This window comes from Legionella lansingensis (genome assembly GCF_900187355.1).
GTDB classification, from domain to species: domain Bacteria; phylum Pseudomonadota; class Gammaproteobacteria; order Legionellales; family Legionellaceae; genus Tatlockia; species Tatlockia lansingensis.
Genome location: NZ_LT906451.1, coordinates 2,496,498 through 2,515,000, shown reverse-complemented (window position 1 = coordinate 2,515,000; position 18,503 = coordinate 2,496,498). Strand labels below are relative to the sequence as shown.

Sequence of the window (18,503 nt, the reverse complement as noted above, 5' to 3'; positions counted from 1 at the left end):
CCCGGAGATAGCTGGTTCTCCCCGAAAGCTATTTAGGTAGCGCCTTGTGGGTGATTGCTGGGGGTAGAGCACTGTTTCGGCTAGGGGGCTGTCATGGCTTACCAAACCGATGCAAACTCCGAATACCGGCCAATTGAACCACAGGAGACACACGGCGGGTGCTAACGTCCGTCGTGAAGAGGGAAACAACCCAGACCGCCAGCTAAGGTCCCGAAGTGATGGTTAAGTGGGAAACGATGTGGGAAGGCATAGACAGCCAGGAGGTTGGCTTAGAAGCAGCCATCCTTTAAAGAAAGCGTAATAGCTCACTGGTCGAGTCGGCCTGCGCGGAAGATGTAACGGGGCTAAAACCATCCACCGAAGCTGCGGATGTGTAGAGATACACGTGGTAGGGGAGCGTTCTGTAGGCTGATGAAGGCAGATTGAGAAGTTTGCTGGAGGTATCAGAAGTGCGAATGCTGACATGAGTAACGATAAAGGGGGTGAAAAACCCTCTCGCCGGAAGTCTGAGGATTCCTGCACGACGTTAATCGGAGCAGGGTGAGTCGGCTCCTAAGGTGAGGCTGAAGAGCGTAGCTGATGGGAACCAGGTTAATATTCCTGGACTTTCTATAAGTGGTGATGTGGGGACGAAGAAGGCTAGGTGAGCCGGGCGGTGGTTGTCCCGGTACTGGCATGTAGGCGGAGAGACCTGGCAAATCCGGTTTCTTGTTAACGCTGAGGTGCTGAGTGGTTCTGACCCTTCGGGGTGCAGAGAAGTCATTGATGCCCTGCTTCCAGGAAAAGCTGCTAGCCATAACTTATAGAGAACCGTACCGCAAACCGACACAGGTAGACAAGTAGAGAATACTAAGGCGCATGAGAGAACTCGGGTGAAGGAACTAGGCAAAATGGTACCGTAACTTCGGGAGAAGGTACGCCTTTTTTGGTGAGTTGCCTGCGCAATGAGCTGAAGAAGGCCGCAGAGACCAGGTGGCTGCGACTGTTTATTAAAAACACAGCACTCTGCCAATTCGAAAGAAGACGTATAGGGTGTGACGCCTGCCCGGTGCCGGAAGGTTAATTGATGGGGTTATCTTCGGAGAAGCTCTTGATCGAAGCCCCGGTAAACGGCGGCCGTAACTATAACGGTCCTAAGGTAGCGAAATTCCTTGTCGGGTAAGTTCCGACCTGCACGAATGGCGTAACGATGGCCACGCTGTCTCCACCCGAGACTCAGTGAAATTGAAATCGCTGTGAAGATGCAGTGTACCCGCGGCTAGACGGAAAGACCCCGTGAACCTTTACTACAGCTTTGCACTGGACTTTGATGATGACTGTGTAGGATAGGTGGGAGGCTAAGAAGTGCGGACGCTAGTTCGCATGGAGCCGACCTTGAAATACCACCCTGTTATTATTGAGGTTCTAACTTGGTCCAGTAATCCTGGATGAGGACAGTGTATGGTGGGTAGTTTGACTGGGGCGGTCTCCTCCCAAAGAGTAACGGAGGAGCACAAAGGTACCCTCGGTACGGTCGGACATCGTACCAAGAGTGTAAAGGCAAAAGGGTGCTTGACTGCGAGACTGACGGGTCGAGCAGGTACGAAAGTAGGTCTTAGTGATCCGGTGGTTCTGAATGGAAGGGCCATCGCTCAACGGATAAAAGGTACTCCGGGGATAACAGGCTGATACCGCCCAAGAGTTCATATCGACGGCGGTGTTTGGCACCTCGATGTCGGCTCATCACATCCTGGGGCTGAAGCAGGTCCCAAGGGTATGGCTGTTCGCCATTTAAAGTGGTACGCGAGCTGGGTTTAGAACGTCGTGAGACAGTTCGGTCCCTATCTGCCGTGGGCGTAGGAAAATTGAGAGGAGCTGCTCCTAGTACGAGAGGACCGGAGTGGACGAACCTCTGGTGTACCGGTTGTGACGCCAGTTGCATTGCCGGGTAGCTAAGTTCGGACGGGATAACCGCTGAAAGCATCTAAGCGGGAAGCCTCCCTCAAGATGAGTTTTCCCCTGAAGCCCGTTGAAGACGACGACGTTGATAGGCGAGGTGTGGAAGCACAGTAATGTGTGAAGCTAACTCGTACTAATTGGCTGATTGTCTTGACCATATAACCTGAATTGCTTTGGGTGTATGGCCAAACAATAAAAGACAGAAGAAAAGCTTGTGTTACCGAATATTATCTTTACCAACCTGACTGGTGATTAAACCAGCAGAATACCGTTTTTCCTGGCGACCATAGCGGTTTGGAACCACCTGACTCCATCTCGAACTCAGTAGTGAAACAGACCAGCGCCGATGATAGTGTGAGGTTTCCTCATGTGAAAGTAGGTCATCGCCAGGGCTTTTTACTAGCGGCCCTCGTGCCGCTTTTTTTTTCCAAAAAATACTTAACAAAGAACACTACTTAGCTTGCGGTGAAAAAAATGAATAATAATGATTCTCAATTTCATTGTTTGTGGTATGCTGCGAGAATAAAAAGAGTACACGAATGAAGCTCGTAAGTTTGTGATAAATACAATAGAATTAATTACCATTACAGGATGTAGAGCAGTATGTTAGTTAGTCGAGTTCATGAATTTATCAGCGCTTTGGTAAGCATTGAACAGCAATTAGGAACAGCAGACAAAGCTTTACTAATAGCCTTTCAAACTAAATATCCTTTATCTAGTAATGTCATTTCAGAGCAAACCCTTCCTGAACGCGATCCGAATGATAGTTTAAGTGAGGAGGAGCTTTGTTGGATTCGAGATCGTTTTGCTGAGCGATGGAAGGAAATAGCTGACAAGCAAGATGACTACACCTTCGATCCTAGAGGTAATAATGTAGAATGGATTCGTTTAGCTAAGGACTTAGCTCTTGAGCTCAAGCAGCAACATTATTTTGTCATACTCATTCCGGTGATTACCAATAAATCCGATCCTGATAATTTTTCTCGTTTGGAGCAAGATCAAGATCCTCGTTCTATTTATCTTTCCGATGATGGAACTTGGCATAGAATTCAGGGGCTCTTTGAAAGATTACAACAACCCGCAGCTGTATTTTTAACTTATGACCATAAAAAAACGAACCCTCGTGCATTGACACTAAAAGAAATGTTTAGAATTCGCTCTAAGAAAGGGGACGAATTAGCCAAACAAATCGACAATGAGATCTATGCCAATTTTTGGGACTATTTGATACGCCGCATTGCACCCACATGGCAACAAAAGGGTAAATGTCCAGAGCATTTGTTGCCTACTCTGCTAGGGGTGATTGAAAGTTATTTTGATGCCAAGGCGACAAGGAGTGATTCAGGAGAGTTTAAAAAGAAATTCGATGCTTTCATTAAGGAATTAGAGTCTTGTCCCTTGCAGGAAATTAATCACTTCTATGGGATAGAAATCTACGGTAAGAAACGTAATTATTACCTAATTGATGCTTTATTGGATTGCTTACAAAGTACTGAAGGCTTGGAAGAAAAGCTTATGGACGTAGCGAGATGGTTATGTCGACGCGATCCAACGCTAATCAGTCAATGTAAAAATTTAATGCCCATATATGAAACATTAAAAGTAGGACAATATTTGGATGTTACACATCTAACTCAATTGGTTTCCAAATTGGATTTAGGAATAGAACCGGTCAGACACAAAGTAAAACAACTGATAAAAGCTCTGCAGCAAACAGGACAAATAACAGAAGAAATTATTCAAAATATAAAGGAGATATATCGTTTACGCTGGGAGCATATTATCGATAGCCCAAAAGATTATCTGCGCAAACAAGATGGCGAAAATCGATCCTGGATTCGCTTAGCGCAGTATTTAGCGGGGGCTGGTTTTATTGATGGTAACTACTATAAACTGCTAATTCCGACCTTAAAACGGGATACTGATCCTGTGACGTTGGAAAATATAACCAGTTATCCTTTGTCTTATTTTATTTTATCCGAAGATCAAACTGAGCTAATTTATCTTCCAAATTGTGTTAGAAATCATCAGTCAAACGGTACTTTTTATTGTTGTACTGCCGATACACCTCGGATGTTATCCACGAAAGAGTTAAGTCGTTTGCCATTCGCAGCAGTGGAAGTGTATGAATATTATTTACAAGTTGTCGCTAACGAGGAAATTGCTCCTCCGATAAGTAAGCGGACAGTTCTTGCATTGAGAGATCTGGTTAATGGGACTTTAAATCCAAAGGCTCTTCGTTTGGGCCATAAGATCACAAAAGATCAAGAAAAAATTGCTGAGGCGTCATATCTTAAATTTGCGGAATTTGTTAATGCTCTGCCTGCTGATGAATTTGCGCGACTTTATGCACATACAGTTGTGTGGCGGGGTCAAAAAAAGCGTGTCTCTGAAATCATCGCAGCCATACAAGATCCTAACGAGGATCCCACTGAGAACTCTGAGGGACGTGAATGCATTGCTGTGGCAAGTCAATTTTTTGCCAAGCTAGTCATTGACTATGATCCTGAAATTAAATTCCGTCTGGATATAGAAGAAGCGCCCTTGGCAGCTCTTAATGAGATGCGTCTTGCTTCGGCTAAACATGTTTTTCGTGATTGGGATCATATTAGTGAAGAAGAGGCTACGAAGCGAGCTCTAAGCATTGTTGTTTCTTTGATGACACATAACTTTAGTTATTTGTGGCTTACTGGGGTTCCGCTTCATATTAGTGGTCATAGCAATACAACGACAGAAACAGGAAGCGAATTGCTGAAAGCCGTACAGTTGGCACTTGAGCTTGGTGACTTAAGTAAAATGCGCTTTATTTATACTTACGTTATCAATCGGATAGTTGAAAAAGCGCTTGCTCAAACGGATTTGAAGACTAAATATACACGTTATGAAGATACGATATCGTGGTTAAAATCGATCAAAGATGAAAGCATGTTTAAACCAGAAAAAAGTCTTTGTTTTGACCCTAAGCTTATTTTGGTTGTTCTTGTACCATCTCTAAGTAAAATTAAGGGCAAAGCCCTTGTAGAAAAATTCCTAGAGAGATTAATCCAAACGCTGCTACAACCGCAAAATGATTGTTTAAAATGGGTACATATTAATATTGAATTTAATAAATTGTTGAATTCTGATGTCTTATCGTTTAAGCATCGACAGGAGATACTTGGTACCTTAAGAAGAACCACTGGCCCTGTAAGTGAGGGTGATTTTATCCAACAGCTTAGCAATTTTTTAGTTCATAGATTATCGGCACTCGGTGTGCGTAATAATACGTCCCAAGGGCTATTTGGGGTGGATCCAGGAGTATACAATCTAAGCTTCAAGGCAATAAAAGGATTGTTGCACAGAAGCCTTTCTATGTCTCATACCATCGATGCGACACAGAAAGACGCCATCAATAAGGTGTTTGCATTATTAAGAGAGTGCATTCAACATCCGGAATTATTTGAGGCTAATTCGGCGTTGTGTGATTATTTAGATTCGTTTGATAAGAAGCGAGTCACTATTCCAAAAGCTGAGAAAAATATAACTGTGCCTGAACTTCCACTTGTTCAACAACTTTTTTAGAAGATAAGTTTATTGATTTAAGGACGTTATCTAATAATTTTTTTAAGGGAAATTCATGGCATGGATTTATTTGATTCTAGCTGGAGCTTTTGAGGTGGTGTGGGCAATAGAATTGAAATATACCGAAGGGTTTTCAAAGCTTTATCCTTCTTTAATAACAGTTTTTGCCATGTTATTAAGTTTTACATTTCTTGCTCAATCATTAAAAGAACTGCCTATTGGAACTGCTTATGCTATTTGGACGGGTATTGGAGCAGTTGGAACAGTACTTTATGGTATTTATTTTCTTGGCGAATCTACTAATTTCACGCGAATTTTCTGTATCGCTCTTATTGTTATTGCGATCATTGGGCTAAAATTTACTAGTCGCTCATAACTTAAAATAGCAGCAGGTGTGGCTACTGGACGAAGATCATTTATTTCATAAATTGTGCTGTGATCCTAACAAAATTCTCATAACGTTTTCGACCTATATCTCCTCTATCAAGAGCTGTAATGATGGCACAACCTGGGGTTTGTTTATGATCACAATTACGAAATTTACATTGTCTAAGAAAAGGCCTGAATTCTCGATATCCTTGCGCTATTTCGCCTAATGGCATATGCCACAGGCCTATTTCTCTTACTCCTGGTGAGTCGATCAGTGCTCCGCCGCTAGGAAGATGATATAGCCGCGAATTACTTGTGGTATGACAGCCTAATTCGGATCCTGAAGAGATCTCTGCAATTTGAATGTTTGATTCATGTGGCAAAATGGCAGCAATTAAGGAAGATTTGCCAACTCCTGACTGTCCAACAAATATGCTGATCTGCCCATTAAGTGCATTTTTCAACGGTTGGTGATGATCGCTCTGCTCCTTACTGGTCAGAATAATGGGGTAACCCAATGGCTGATAAACATTTAATAGCTCTTGTTGGATCGCATCACAAGGTAAATCAATTTTATTCAGTACAATACAAATTTTGAGTTGTAAGGATTCCGCCATGATGAGATAACTATCCAATAGCGTCCAGGATAATTCAGGCTTAGGAGCAACCACCACCATGAGTTGGGTAATGTTCGCAGCAGCGGGTTTAAAATCCCCTCTTTTATCGTGACGGCCAACGATTGATTCACGAGGAAATCGACTAACCACAACGCCTTGGTCAATGCCTTTAGGATGCCAGACAACCCGATCGCCAGCAACGATGGAGTCAATATTAGGACGGATGGAACAGTGAATTCGCTTTCCATCACTATCCTCAATTTCTGCATGTCGACTAAAACGTGTGAGCACTAATCCTTGTAGAGAAGAGGAGTCTGTCTCTGGTGATTGGCGATAGTTGGCTTGCATCTTTTGAATGCGTGCCGATTGCTGTTTATTTACTCGTCTTTTACTCATCGTTAATAAAAATAGTCTATAATTGCCAGCGATCCAAAGAGTTGGCCCTAATGATTTCTTCTGATAATTTTATCATACAAGTTGATTTCTTTGTTCAGTCCTTAATATATTGCATTTGTTAGCGGTTAAACCCGTCAAAACGTGAGGCAAAACCATTAAATGAAAGTGTATTTGGTAGGTGGAGCTGTTCGAGACAAATTATTAGGTTATCCAATCAAAGAACGTGATTGGGTTGTGGTTGGGGCAACTCCTGAACAGCTGTTGCAATTGGGTTATCAGCAAGTTGGACGTGATTTTCCCGTTTTTCTGCACCCCGAAACAAAAGAAGAATATGCTTTAGCCAGGACTGAACGAAAATCGGGTCCAGGGTATTACGGTTTTAAATGTGAGTTTCATCCTCACGTTAGTCTGAAGAATGACTTACTTCGCAGGGATTTAACGATTAATGCGATGGCCATGGATACAGACGGCCATTTGATTGATCCTTATCATGGACAGGCTGATCTACAAGCCAAGATCTTAAGACATGTGTCCCCCGCTTTTACGGAGGACCCTGTGCGTGTTCTGCGTATTGCTCGTTTTGCTGCACGCTATCATCATTTAGGATTTAAATTGGCGGATGAAACACGAGCGTTAATGTACGCTATGGTTAAACGGGGTGAATTGACACATTTGGTGGCTGAACGTGTGTGGCAAGAGTGGTATCGTAGTTTGCAAGAAAAAAATCCTGAAGTCTTTATTACCACCCTTAGAGACTGTGGTGCTCTTAAGATTGTTTTACCCGAGATAGACGCACTTTTTGGTGTGCCAAATTCAGTAAAATATCATGCTGAAATCGATAGCGGTGTCCATAGCCTCATGGCGCTAAACATGGCTGCTGCTCTTTCTTCAGACCCCATGATACGTTTTGCTGCCGTTGTACACGATCTTGGAAAAGCAGCAACCCCAATGAGCAAATGGCCAAGCCATATTCGGCATGAAGTGCGAGGTGTTGCTATTATTAAAGAATTATGTGAGCGCTTGCGCATCCCGGCGGATTATCGTAAGTTTGCCGAAACGGTTTCTCGCTTTCACTTAAGTATTCACCGTTTATTTGAGCTTCGCGCAAAAACCAAGATTAGAGTCCTTGAGCAAGCAGATGCTTTTCGGCGTCCATATTTGTTTGAGAAACTTCTGCTTGCGTGTGAAGCTGATGCCAGAGGACGAGGATTTGCAACAAAAGAGTACAAGCAAGCTGATGGTTGGCGCCATTTACTCAAAGAATGCACAAAAATATCAGCACAAGCATTAATTGCGCAAGGCTATCAAGGTGAAGCGATTAAGGACGCGCTTCATAAACAACGTGTTAGCTGTGCTGAACAAATTTGGAAACAAAATGAAAAACAATGACAATTTAATTTGGATTGATTTAGAAATGACGGGTCTAGATCCTGACAAGGATCATATTATTGAGATTGCCACAGTGGTTACTGATGCACAATTAAACATCTTGGCTGAAGGCCCCATGCTTGCAATCCACCAAGATGAAGCTTTACTTGCTGGTATGGATGAGTGGAACACAAAGCAACATAATCAATCTGGCTTGATAAAGCGAGTCAAAGAGTCACAAATAACTGAAGCAGAAGCGGAGCGCCAAACGCTTGATTTTCTAAAAAATTATTTGGACAAAGGGAAATCACCCATGTGTGGTAACAGCATTTGTCAAGACAGGCGCTTTCTTTATAAATACATGCCTGAATTAGCTGCTTATTTTCATTATCGCAACCTCGATGTGAGTACACTTAAAGAATTAGTAAAACGCTGGCGTCCAAAATTATTAAATGGTGTCATCAAGGAGTCAAAACATTTGGCGCTTGAAGACATCAAAGATTCAATTGCCGAGCTTGTCTATTATCGCCAACATTTTATTGTAGGTAACGACCAATGACTGAACGAGAAAAATTAGTACTGCCTCACGGGGCGGATAAATTATTGCTTCATTCCTGCTGTGCCCCTTGTTCTGGTGAAGTCATGGAGGCATTGCTATTCTCAGAAATCAACTTTTCGATTTTCTTTTACAATCCCAATATTCATCCTGTGCAAGAGTATGAAATAAGAAAGCAAGAGAATATCGCTTTTGCCCAAAAGCACCATATCCCCTTTATTGATGCCGATTATGATAAAGACAATTGGTTTGCGCGCATTAAAGGACTTGAATGGGAACCAGAGCGAGGTAAGCGTTGTACGGTTTGCTTCGATATGCGCTTTGAGCGCACCGCTCTTTACGCCTATGAGTATGGCTTTTCACTGATTAGTAGCTCCCTTGGGATCTCACGTTGGAAGGATATGAACCAAATTAACGATGCGGGGATCCGCGCGGCTAATCGATACCCAAATATGGAATACTGGACTTATAATTGGCGTAAGAATGGTGGTTCTGAACGCATGTATCAAATTGCTAAACGTGAAAATTTTTATAAGCAAGAATACTGTGGTTGCGTTTACTCCTTACGCGATACCAATTTGTGGCGCAAACAGAATGAACGAGAACGCATAAAGATAGGGATCAATTATTATGGGTCCGATGATTGCGAAAACCAGGAGAAGGAATGATTTTTGGTCAACAAGAAGAGGAAGAACATAGCCATTCACATGCTCATGGCCATCATCATGCTCCCGTCGAATTCAGTCGCGCGTTTTTGATTGCCATTATTGCTAATGGTGTATTTGTTCTCTTGCAAATTGTCTTTGCTTATATTGCCAATTCAACCAGTTTGCTTGCTGATGCCGTACATAATCTTGGGGATGTTCTAAGCTTGGTTCTAGCCTGGATTGCTAATAATTTATTAAAGAGGATTCCCACCAACCATACCACTTATGGCATGAAAAAAACGTCTATTCTTGCAGCTCTGGCTAACGGTGTACTTTTGGTGTTTAGCTGCGGGGTTATTGTCACCGAGGCGATGTATAAATTATTTTCACCAACAGACGTACAAGCGATCTCGGTAATCATTGTTGCCAGCATTGGTATTTTAGTCAATGGTGCAACTGCTGCCTTGTTTTTACGTGGCTCAGATGACTTGAATATTCGAGCAGCTTTCCTTCATTTGGTATATGATGCCTTAATTTCTGTTGGTGTGGTCGTTTCCGCAACCATTCTGTACTTTACCCACTGGCATTGGATAGATCCCGTGGTTGGTCTACTGATTGCTGTACTCATCATGAAAGGCACCTGGGCTCTATTTGCTGATAGCTTCAAGCTGATTATTGATGCCGTACCACGTGGTATCTCGTGGATGAAGGTTCGTGAATCTCTACAAGCTGTGCCTGGTGTCATAGAAGTTCATGATCTACATATTTGGGCTATAAGTACGAAGGAAAATGCTCTATCAGTGCATCTCTTGATGCCCGCAGAGCCACTAACAGATGAAGCTAGACAATCTATAGTAAAGATGCTCCATGATAAATATCAGATTCATCATGCGACTATTCAAGTAGAGCGTAACCTCGATTTTTGTGAGGATGCGTGCAAGCCGATATTGGAATAGTGGCAAAGCCCCATCTCGAAGGCCTTGTGCCGAGACTTCAAGACAGCGCTTCGCGCTTCCTCAGTCCGAACGATTCAAGCGTAGACTGGATCAAACGCATTTTTCAGTCTAAATTTTGTGAGGATCTCTCAGCCTCCTTCCGCGCCACCCCTCGTTTGAGATCGTTATCTGTCAAAATTAGTAGTACCGATTGATTAACCGTAATGTTGTTCTTTTTGGATACTTAATACCAACCCTTGCCGATATGCTTCACAAGCTCCAGGTTGATCATTGAGTTTTTCTAGTAGTTTCCCAAGCTCGGCATAAGCCTCTGGTGTTTGTCTTAGGCTAATGCTTTTTTCAAAGTAGCCCCTGGCTTTACCCCAAAGATGATTAGTTACACTTAAACGTCCAAGAGAGAGATAAAGGATGGATGAATCAGGATTTTTTTTAATCAAGGATTCAGCATAGATTAGAGGTGCATCGCCTAATTTGAGTTGGCCATATAAACCTATCAATTTTTCATTGAATTCCTTTTTTAAGCATTGATGTAGTATGTGCTCGGCTTTGGCATTTTCCCCTTGTGTGATTAGAAAGGAGGAATACACAGCCATGAGTTCTGGATCATAAACTAATGCCTTAGGTAATTTAGCAACCATCGTGGTTAAAGCTTTCGGATCGGAGGCTCTTGCAAGCTCTAACATGGCTTGAAGATAAGTGTTATGACGCAATTTTTCAAAATCCTCGCCTGAAATCACATGGTTTTTCTTTAATTCTGGTAACAAAGCGATTAATTGAGGCCAATCTTTAATTTCTTTGTAAAGACGCATTAATAATTTTAAAACATAGGGGTGTTGGGGGGCTAAATCTTGCAAATGCCTGAGCGTAGCTAAGGCTTGTTCCCATTGTTTGTTGGCAAGTTGCAATTGTGCCTGTGTTAATTCGACAGCAATTTTTGCGTCGGGCATGGATTGCTGGGCTTCACGCAGATAGTTATCGCGTAATTTGTTATCTCCCATTTCCTGGGCGGCACGTGCTGCAGTTAGATAATTCAGCAAAGGGGAATCAGTATCCGGGAGCGCTTTAATTAGGTGATTTTTAGCCTGCATCCAGTAGCCTTCGCTAAATTCAATTAAACCTTTTTGTGTTTTGGCTTGTGCTTTTTGCATGCGACGTTTGGCTTGCCAATCCCGTAAGGCGGCAGGACTTTTGATGACTTTTGCCAGGATTAATAAGAGCGCATGCAGTAAAAAAAAGATAAGAATTAAGCCTACTATTGCTACCCATAATGTTGTCTCTACAGTCCAATGATTGAGGGCAATGAGAAGGTATCCAGGATCGCGATTCAATTGAATCCCAACCAATACCGATGCAAGTAAAACTAAAAAAACAATCAATAGCCGTATCATTACTGATTATCTCCTTCCTTGGGCATAGATAATGTTGGAGAATGGTTACTCTCTATAACTTGGTTAAGTAGAGGAAGTGATTTATTGATGACAGGTCGCGACAATAGCAGCTTTTTCTGTTGTAGGTTTTGCAATTGCGTAAGTAAAGCTTGCGTGGGTGTAGCATCCACATCAAAAGCACGCTTGATGTTCTTTATGGCTTGTGTAAGAGCAGATTGATAAACAGCAGGGTTATTTTGCAAAATAGCCCATTGCGCTTCTTCCAAATTCATACGGATTGTTTCTTGCAGCATCGCTTGATGTAGTGGGGATAATAAGGGTTGAATACTTCCATCATGACGTCTAATGACGACCAATTTTTCGAGAGAATTAATGCTTGCACGCAATTGCTCTTTCCAGTCGGAGGAGCCCTGTTTCAGACCGTTTTGAGCCATATCAGGTTGCATGCTATTTAACGGTTGTTTTAAAGGCAATTTAGCGACCATGTCTTGTGCTGCATCAAGCTTACTCAAAAGACCAGTAATATCCGTCTTAGGTAGGGCTTGTAATTGCGCTATTTCTTGGGCAATGGCTTGGCGGACGGCAAAAAGCTGCTGACCGGATACATTCGTGAGCAAATCGTCAGCGGCTTTTAACATGGCAATGGTTGTTTGTTGATCATCGCTCCAGTGAGCGTTGATCTGTGCTAATTCTAGATAATAACGTGCTTTTAGCAAAAGCCAGTCTTCTTTTTTATACAGACGTTGCTGCATGGCGATTTGCAACCCTTTTTCGACAGTTTTGAGTTGATTTTGTAGCTTGGCCTGTGCTTGTTTTAAGCTTGTCACACTGTCTTCAATGCCTTGTGTCTGCAGTTGTTGCTGTCTGAGTGTATCCAATTCTGAAATAACGTTTTGAGTCTTTTCTGTTATTACTTCTTTTAAGTCACGGTTAGCCTTCAGACTGTAGAGGGAACAAAAAAGAGCAATTACTGCCAAGATGATTGCAACAGTAACAAGGGTATGAAAGGAAAAACCTTTGGTTGATGGTGTAGTGGCAATGGGAGCTGCTGGTTGAGTAACTTCCACTTTAGTTTTTGGCGAAGTTGGTGTTGGTTTTACAGAGGATTTTTTTTGTTGTTCTTCATTGCTATTTGCCATGAACTAGTCCTTGGTTGAAATGATGAAGCGTATCTATGATGGCCTCTGGTTTACTCACAATGATTTGTTGCATCCCTAGTAATGAGGCGGCTTTGGCCAAGCGCTTACTAATCACCAAACAGGGAGTAGTACAAAGCCAGCGATAAGCCGGTTCCCCAAACATGGCGAATATGTTTTGCATGGCTTGCTCACTTGTAAACAGTATAATATCGACGGCTTGTTCTTGCCACAAGGAATAAAGGTATTCCTTATCATGCTTGGGCATGATGCGTTTGTAAACCTCTAAGATACTTAACTGAGCACCCCGTTGAGTCAGGGTGTCTGCAATCAGGCCTCTACCTTCCTTACCTTTAACTAATAGAATATTTTTACCTTCTATTTTCTGTAGCGAGGGTAGTGTTAGTAAGGATTCGCTATTTGATTCTTCAGGAATGTCTGTGACTCCAACGCTGTATTGCCGAAGAGCATTAGCCGTACCCTGACCAACGGCTATCACATGATGAATCGTTGATGGCCAATGAATGTCTCGTTGCAACAATCTACTGAAACAATAAGCAACAGCATTGGCACTGATGAAAATGGCTTGTTCGAAATGTGTTAACACAGGGAGTAAAAACTCTACTCCTTCAATGGCGAGGGCAGGACATTCAATAGCAGTGCCGCCGGCGTTTTCAATGGCATAACTTAATGTCTTACCCTGAGGCAATGGCCGAGTGTTTAATATACGTAAACCTTGCAATGCATGGCTCATCATGACTCACAAAGCAATTTTTTAGCGCCTTTCGCGAGCAACGCCTGAACACAATGATCAGCTAGCAACATGGCTTCAGATTGTGAACCTCGTTGACTATCTTCGATGACTGTTTTGCCATCGAGACTCAATACTCTCGCGCGTAAAAAGACGTCTTGTTTATCAAGTGGCTTGCAGTAGACAGCAAGAGGAACATGACAATTCCCGCCTAAAAGGGCATTGACATGGCGTTCAGCACGCACACAAAGTGATGATAAAGGATCATTCACAGTAGCAAGGAGCTGTTGCAAAGCGACATCATCCTCTCGGCATTCGATTCCCAGCGCTCCTTGTCCGCAGGCGGGGATCATCACTTCTTCACTTAAAATTTCACTAATGACTGCTTCCATACCCAAACGCTCTAGACCTGCAAGTGCGAGCACAATAGCGTCGTATTCTCCATTATTTAGCTTCTCGAGGCGAGTATTTACATTGCCTCTCAAAGGTTTAATGGCTAGATCAGGACGAAAGGCCAAGAGCTGGGATTGTCGCCTTAGGCTTGTTGTACCAATCACAGCTCCTTTAGGTAATTCTTGTAATTTTTTATGATCCTTTGAAATCAGTGTGTCTGAAGGTTTGTGCCGTTCACTAATGACATTAAGACACAAACCCCCGGGAAAAGTGGCTGGAACATCTTTCATTGAATGCACAGCAATATCTGCTCGCTTATCAAGCAGAGCTTCTTCGAGTTCTTTAACAAATAATCCCTTGCCCCCGATGGCTTGTAATTTATCTTTTTGAAATTTATCGCCTGAAGTCACCATAGGCACTAATTCAATCCTTATTGCGGGGTGGAATTCTTTGATTTTGCCAGCGATAAAATTAGCCTGCCATAATGCAAGTGGACTTTTTCTCGTGGCAATACGTATTGTCTCTATGGTCATCATTATCTCTCAGTTACTTTGTGCCGCGATCATAGCACTAATTGACGCTCAAGAAACGGGCAAAAGTAGCTTATCCTTAAGCTCAGCTATACAATATAGTTATCAAGGACGTTCTGAAAATTTCAGGCATGAAAAACTTAAAAAAAATTATCAATTACCTCGATAATTCGATGCAGCGTAGTCTGTCCAATGCTGCGCATCAACTCGTTGCTGTAGGGGCAATTGCATTCTTTGGCTTTCCCTTGCTTTATTGGATATGGACAGAATGGTTCCCCCAGCCTTATGAAACGCTTTGGCTGCGTTTAGTAGGGAGCTTACTTGGTTTAGGTTTGATGTTAACCCCTTATTGGCCTAATGTGAGTAAGCCTTATCTTCCGGGCTATTGGTTTTTGACCATTTTATACACCCTTTCCTTCTTTTTTGCTTTCTCATTTTTAATGAATCAGGCCAGCGTGATTTCGGCAATGTCTTTGTTGTGTAGTGTTTTTTTACTTGTTTTATTGGTTGATCTGCTTAGTCTAATCGTGATTTTAGTCTTGGGATGGGGATTGGCTTTAATTTGTTATTATGTTGTTTCACCAGAACTTTATTTCGGTGAAGAACATGTTGAAATGACCCTTGTTTTGTTCTTCGTAATCATTGCAGGTTCTACGGTAAATTATAAAACGACGATGTTGCAACAGCAGCGTTTGGCGGGGATGGCAGCTGCAGCTGGTATGATAGCTCATGAACTGCGAACGCCTCTATTGGGGATCAAAAGTGGTGCAAAAGCAATGGCTCACTATTTGCCACAATTGTTTAAGGGGTATCAATTGGCAAAGGAGCATGGGCTATTAAACGTCACTATTAGGGAGAGTCGGTTACAGCAATTGGAAGAAATCAGTGATCGAATCATTTGTGAGATTAATTATGCAAATACCATCATTGATATGTTGTTAATTAAAGCCGGCCGCGAAAATTCTTTGCAGAATTGTATCTTAGAGTCGTGTTCAATGGCTGAATGTTTAACAGAAGCTATGAGTCGGTATCCTTTCAAGTCTCCGCACGAACGTTCCTTAATTACCTGGCAAGGGGATTTTAGTTTCACTGGCTCAAAATTATTGATGCAGCATGTTCTTTTTAATCTTTTAAAAAATGCTCTATATGTTATTGCTACTGCTCAAAAAGGAGAAATCAGTATATGGACTGAAAGAGGTGAGAAGTTTAATATCCTTTACTTCAGAGACTCGGCCAAGGGGATGACCTCCCAGCAACTCTCTAGATTGTTCAATCATTTTTACACAACAACGTTTATGGGGACTGGAATAGGCCTATCATTTTGTAAATTAGTAATGGATCGTTTTGGTGGCGATATTCGTTGTGAATCAGAGGAAGGAAGTTATACACAATTTGCCTTATTATTTCCTGCAATGGATTAACTCTAGGGAACGTCCCTAGTCATCTTTGGTGCGATTAAAAGTGCGGTTTTTTTAATTTAAGGTTTAATTCCCAATAATTCTCGACGTCCCGCGGCTTGACCGCGGGGCGTCGACCAAGAAAACCGCACTTTTAATCGCACCCGTCATTCTTGATTTATTTTGGAAAAAAATATACTCATGTTATTTTATAAAGATAAATGCTTGTTTGATCGATAGTTAATCCAAACTTTTGCATATAGGAACGCCGCTCAGGAGGAGCTATGCAACATTTCTCTATACCAACCTGCTATTTTCCGAGCACGGCCTTGTTTATCGACGATAGCCGTGATTTTTTATTAAATTTTGTATTGCAATTGGATGAAGGCCTGGCTTATCGTGTTTTTGACTCTCCTTTTGATGCACTGGAATGTATCCATAAGAATGGCTGTGAACTTGACATGCTTAGTCAACGCTGTCTGACTGAATATACTGAAGCCCAAAATTGCCCATTAACTAATCATACAGTGAATCTAAATTTAGCGGCGATCCATGCTGAAGTATATAATCCTCGGCGGTTTTCCGAGATTTCAGTCGTTGTTGTGGATTATGCTATGCCTGGAATGGATGGCATTGAGTTTTGTCGTCGTATTGACAATACAAAAATCAAAAAAATTCTTTTGACGGGGCAAGCAGACGAAAAGCTTGCTATTGAAGCCTTTAATGAAGGATTAATTCATCGCTATATTCAAAAAAGTGATCCCCATGCATCTGAATTGATTACTAAGAGTATTTATGATCTGCAACTGCAGTATTTTCAGGTTATGTCAGATACGATTGTGCGCATGTTGTCAGTCACATCCCCAAGTTGTTTATATGATAAAAAATTTGCGGAATTTTTTTTGCAATTGTGTCAGGAAAGAAGAATTGTTGAATATTATTTGGCTGATAATTCAGGGAGCTTTTTGCTGTTAGATGAAGATGCCAATGTGAGTTTCCTTATCGTCAAAAGTGAATCGGATATGCAATTACACTATGATTTAGCTCTAGATAATGGTGCTAGTGATGAAGTGCTTGATCAACTTGCTAATGGTGAAAAGATTCCTTGCTTTTGGCAAGCAAATACCCAAACTCCTGCGTGGGATGATTGGTCAAGTTGCTTGGTTCCTGCTCAGCGTTTTGTTTCTGATGAAGTCTACTTCTATGCCTACGCATCGGGACCTGCTCTATTTGAAGTACAACAGAATAAAATCCGTTCTTATCATCACCATCTGGAAGAATTAGATGCTGAGGAATTGCTTCTTGTTTAGATCCAATCGTAGATAAACTGGAAATACACTCTACTTGTCGGTATGATTTTTCAATTCCGAAGTAAAAAGGTTAGATATGCATTTTCGTGTATTGGCATTGCTCTTTTTTGCAGCAGCATCCCTCTATGCTAGTGAGGATTTTGATCGTCAGCAGATTGAGCAACGAATTAAACCTATTGGTAGAGTAAATATAGAAGGACAAAAAACATCTGTGCCTAGTTCCACACCACCTAAAGAAGAAACTCAAACTGTCGCGCAAACGGCTAAAGACGAGCCTCCAGGGAAAGCAACCTATGAGCGCTATTGTTCGGTTTGTCATCGAGATGGGGTTGCTGGGGCACCAAAATTTCGTGATGCTGCACAATGGAAGTCACGTTTAGACGCAAAGAAACTTGCAGGCCTGACCACTACAGCAATCAAAGGTCTAAATGCTATGCCTCCCAAAGGGACCTGCATGGATTGTAGCGATGAAGAAATTAAAAACGCGGTTCAATACATGTTGCCACAATCATGACAAAAGTTAATTTTCAGCGTTGGCAAATTTTACTTTTCTCTCTGAGCCTGGTAATCCTGGCTAGCTCTTTTTATTTTCAATATGTACAGGGATTACAACCATGTCCCCTATGTTTAATGCAACGTTTTTGTGTCTTTTTATTAGTGATAATTGGTCTTTTAGGCATGTATAGCAAGCAAATAACTAAGGTTAGAATTCTAGCTATTTCGCAAATCATTGTGGCTGCTGCTGGATTATTTTTTGCTGGCCGCCAGCTTTGGCTGCAATCTTTGCCAATGAGCCAGGTTCCATCCTGTTTGCCGGATCTAGAGGTGTTGCTCCGTTATTTTCCCTGGAGAGACGTATTTCATGCTCTTTTTTGGGGAGCAGGTGATTGCGCTGAAGTAAACTGGGAATGGCTTGGCTTATCGATGCCTGCCTGGTCAGGTTTATATTTCATTTTCATGTTTCTAACCGGTGTATTCTTCTTTTGGACTCTACGCCGGGAAACGTCGGCTTCTGACTACTCAGGTTAGCAAAATGTCAACAAACGCTAGTAAATAAACAATCACTTGGCTATCATCCATTTCCAAATGGCGTTAAGTTAGGCGATTTCGAATCCCCGCGGCATCGACCGCGGGGCCCATCGTGTCAATCTGGTTATGGATACCGCGGTCAAGCCGCGGTAATTCGAGGA

The 18,503-nt window shown here is 42.2% G+C and carries 15 protein-coding genes and 2 rRNA genes (1 of these 17 only partly in view); 12 read left to right on the top strand and 5 right to left on the bottom strand.

Going from position 1 to position 18,503, the window contains the following annotated elements:
- The 4 genes from CKV79_RS11535 to sugE form a co-directional block, all read left to right on the top strand.
- Positions 1-2,096: ribosomal RNA gene (locus CKV79_RS11535) — 23S ribosomal RNA — on the top strand; it begins 797 nt to the left of the window's first position.
- 118 nt (positions 2,097-2,214) lie between these two features.
- Positions 2,215-2,330, top strand: a 5S ribosomal RNA gene (rrf, locus tag CKV79_RS11530).
- Between the two features lie 211 nt (positions 2,331-2,541).
- Positions 2,542-5,499 carry a hypothetical protein gene (locus CKV79_RS11525; protein ID WP_028373219.1) on the top strand — a complete coding sequence of 986 codons (2,958 nt, stop codon included), beginning with the start codon at positions 2,542-2,544 and terminating at the stop codon, positions 5,497-5,499.
- 55 nt (positions 5,500-5,554) lie between these two features.
- The gene (gene sugE, locus CKV79_RS11520) at positions 5,555-5,875 is read left to right on the top strand and encodes a quaternary ammonium compound efflux SMR transporter SugE (RefSeq protein WP_028373218.1); all 321 of its coding nucleotides are present in this window, start codon (positions 5,555-5,557) and stop codon (positions 5,873-5,875) included.
- Between the two features lie 40 nt (positions 5,876-5,915).
- On the opposite strand, the gene rsgA is transcribed toward sugE, so the two are convergent.
- The gene (rsgA, locus tag CKV79_RS11515; RefSeq protein ID WP_028373217.1) at positions 5,916-6,881 is read right to left on the bottom strand and encodes a small ribosomal subunit biogenesis GTPase RsgA; all 966 of its coding nucleotides are present in this window, start codon (positions 6,879-6,881) and stop codon (positions 5,916-5,918) included.
- A 159-nt stretch (positions 6,882-7,040) separates the two neighbouring features.
- On the opposite strand from rsgA, the gene CKV79_RS11510 reads away from it, so the two are divergent.
- Genes CKV79_RS11510 through CKV79_RS11495 form a run of 4 tightly spaced genes read left to right on the top strand, consistent with a single transcriptional unit; the run spans position 7,041 to position 10,408 of the window.
- Entirely contained in the window at positions 7,041-8,270 is a 1,230-nt protein-coding gene (locus CKV79_RS11510; RefSeq protein WP_028373216.1) for a multifunctional CCA addition/repair protein, read from the top strand.
- Positions 8,257-8,808 carry an oligoribonuclease gene (gene orn, locus CKV79_RS11505; protein ID WP_028373215.1) on the top strand — a complete coding sequence of 184 codons (552 nt, stop codon included), beginning with the start codon at positions 8,257-8,259 and terminating at the stop codon, positions 8,806-8,808. The genes CKV79_RS11510 and orn overlap by 14 nt, the downstream gene beginning before the upstream one ends.
- Entirely contained in the window at positions 8,805-9,473 is a 669-nt protein-coding gene (locus CKV79_RS11500; protein WP_028373214.1) for an epoxyqueuosine reductase QueH, read from the top strand. The genes orn and CKV79_RS11500 overlap by 4 nt, the downstream gene beginning before the upstream one ends.
- Positions 9,470-10,408, top strand: a complete 939-nt coding sequence (locus tag CKV79_RS11495) for a cation diffusion facilitator family transporter (RefSeq protein ID WP_028373213.1) — start codon at positions 9,470-9,472, stop codon at positions 10,406-10,408. Before CKV79_RS11500 ends, CKV79_RS11495 begins: the two co-directional genes overlap by 4 nt.
- A 194-nt stretch (positions 10,409-10,602) precedes the next feature.
- On the opposite strand, the gene CKV79_RS11490 is transcribed toward CKV79_RS11495, so the two are convergent.
- From CKV79_RS11490 to hemC, 4 genes are read right to left on the bottom strand one after another with little or no spacing between them, the layout of a single operon-like run.
- On the bottom strand, positions 10,603-11,796 hold the full coding sequence (locus tag CKV79_RS11490; protein ID WP_028373212.1) for a heme biosynthesis HemY N-terminal domain-containing protein: 1,194 nt from the start codon (positions 11,794-11,796) through the stop codon (positions 10,603-10,605).
- Complete coding sequence (locus CKV79_RS11485; protein ID WP_028373211.1) at positions 11,796-12,935, bottom strand: uroporphyrinogen-III C-methyltransferase; 1,140 nt, start codon at positions 12,933-12,935, stop codon at positions 11,796-11,798. Before CKV79_RS11485 ends, CKV79_RS11490 begins: the two co-directional genes overlap by 1 nt.
- The gene (locus tag CKV79_RS11480; RefSeq protein ID WP_231950117.1) at positions 12,925-13,689 is read right to left on the bottom strand and encodes a uroporphyrinogen-III synthase; all 765 of its coding nucleotides are present in this window, start codon (positions 13,687-13,689) and stop codon (positions 12,925-12,927) included. Before CKV79_RS11480 ends, CKV79_RS11485 begins: the two co-directional genes overlap by 11 nt.
- Complete coding sequence (hemC, locus tag CKV79_RS11475; protein WP_028373209.1) at positions 13,686-14,609, bottom strand: hydroxymethylbilane synthase; 924 nt, start codon at positions 14,607-14,609, stop codon at positions 13,686-13,688. Before hemC ends, CKV79_RS11480 begins: the two co-directional genes overlap by 4 nt.
- 128 nt (positions 14,610-14,737) lie before the next feature.
- Between hemC and CKV79_RS11470 the strand changes: the two genes are divergently transcribed.
- The 4 genes from CKV79_RS11470 (at position 14,738) to CKV79_RS11455 (ending at position 18,342) form a co-directional block, all read left to right on the top strand.
- On the top strand, positions 14,738-16,027 hold the full coding sequence (locus CKV79_RS11470) for a sensor histidine kinase (protein ID WP_028373208.1): 1,290 nt from the start codon (positions 14,738-14,740) through the stop codon (positions 16,025-16,027).
- Positions 16,028-16,287: 260 nt separating this feature from the next.
- The gene (locus CKV79_RS11465) at positions 16,288-17,313 is read left to right on the top strand and encodes a response regulator (protein ID WP_028373207.1); all 1,026 of its coding nucleotides are present in this window, start codon (positions 16,288-16,290) and stop codon (positions 17,311-17,313) included.
- A 76-nt stretch (positions 17,314-17,389) separates the two neighbouring features.
- Positions 17,390-17,827: a c-type cytochrome gene (locus CKV79_RS11460; protein ID WP_028373206.1), complete on the top strand. Its 438-nt coding sequence runs from the start codon at positions 17,390-17,392 to the stop codon at positions 17,825-17,827.
- Entirely contained in the window at positions 17,824-18,342 is a 519-nt protein-coding gene (locus tag CKV79_RS11455; protein ID WP_028373205.1) for a disulfide bond formation protein B, read from the top strand. The genes CKV79_RS11460 and CKV79_RS11455 overlap by 4 nt, the downstream gene beginning before the upstream one ends.
- Positions 18,343-18,503 lie beyond the last annotated feature (161 nt).

Excerpts from the sequence above, each read along its gene's own strand:
- CKV79_RS11525 (WP_028373219.1), top strand. The coding sequence starts at position 2,542 with ATGTTAGTTAGTCGAGTTCATGAATTTATCAGCGCTTTGGTAAGCATT.
- sugE (WP_028373218.1), top strand. The coding sequence starts at position 5,555 with ATGGCATGGATTTATTTGATTCTAGCTGGAGCTTTTGAGGTGGTGTGG.
- rsgA (WP_028373217.1), bottom strand. The coding sequence starts at position 6,881 with ATGAGTAAAAGACGAGTAAATAAACAGCAATCGGCACGCATTCAAAAG.
- CKV79_RS11510 (WP_028373216.1), top strand. The coding sequence starts at position 7,041 with ATGAAAGTGTATTTGGTAGGTGGAGCTGTTCGAGACAAATTATTAGGT.
- orn (WP_028373215.1), top strand. The coding sequence starts at position 8,257 with ATGAAAAACAATGACAATTTAATTTGGATTGATTTAGAAATGACGGGT.
- CKV79_RS11500 (WP_028373214.1), top strand. The coding sequence starts at position 8,805 with ATGACTGAACGAGAAAAATTAGTACTGCCTCACGGGGCGGATAAATTA.
- CKV79_RS11495 (WP_028373213.1), top strand. The coding sequence starts at position 9,470 with ATGATTTTTGGTCAACAAGAAGAGGAAGAACATAGCCATTCACATGCT.
- CKV79_RS11490 (WP_028373212.1), bottom strand. The coding sequence starts at position 11,796 with ATGATACGGCTATTGATTGTTTTTTTAGTTTTACTTGCATCGGTATTG.
- CKV79_RS11485 (WP_028373211.1), bottom strand. The coding sequence starts at position 12,935 with ATGGCAAATAGCAATGAAGAACAACAAAAAAAATCCTCTGTAAAACCA.
- CKV79_RS11480 (WP_231950117.1), bottom strand. The coding sequence starts at position 13,689 with ATGATGAGCCATGCATTGCAAGGTTTACGTATATTAAACACTCGGCCA.
- hemC (WP_028373209.1), bottom strand. The coding sequence starts at position 14,609 with ATGACCATAGAGACAATACGTATTGCCACGAGAAAAAGTCCACTTGCA.
- CKV79_RS11470 (WP_028373208.1), top strand. The coding sequence starts at position 14,738 with ATGAAAAACTTAAAAAAAATTATCAATTACCTCGATAATTCGATGCAG.
- CKV79_RS11465 (WP_028373207.1), top strand. The coding sequence starts at position 16,288 with ATGCAACATTTCTCTATACCAACCTGCTATTTTCCGAGCACGGCCTTG.
- CKV79_RS11460 (WP_028373206.1), top strand. The coding sequence starts at position 17,390 with ATGCATTTTCGTGTATTGGCATTGCTCTTTTTTGCAGCAGCATCCCTC.
- CKV79_RS11455 (WP_028373205.1), top strand. The coding sequence starts at position 17,824 with ATGACAAAAGTTAATTTTCAGCGTTGGCAAATTTTACTTTTCTCTCTG.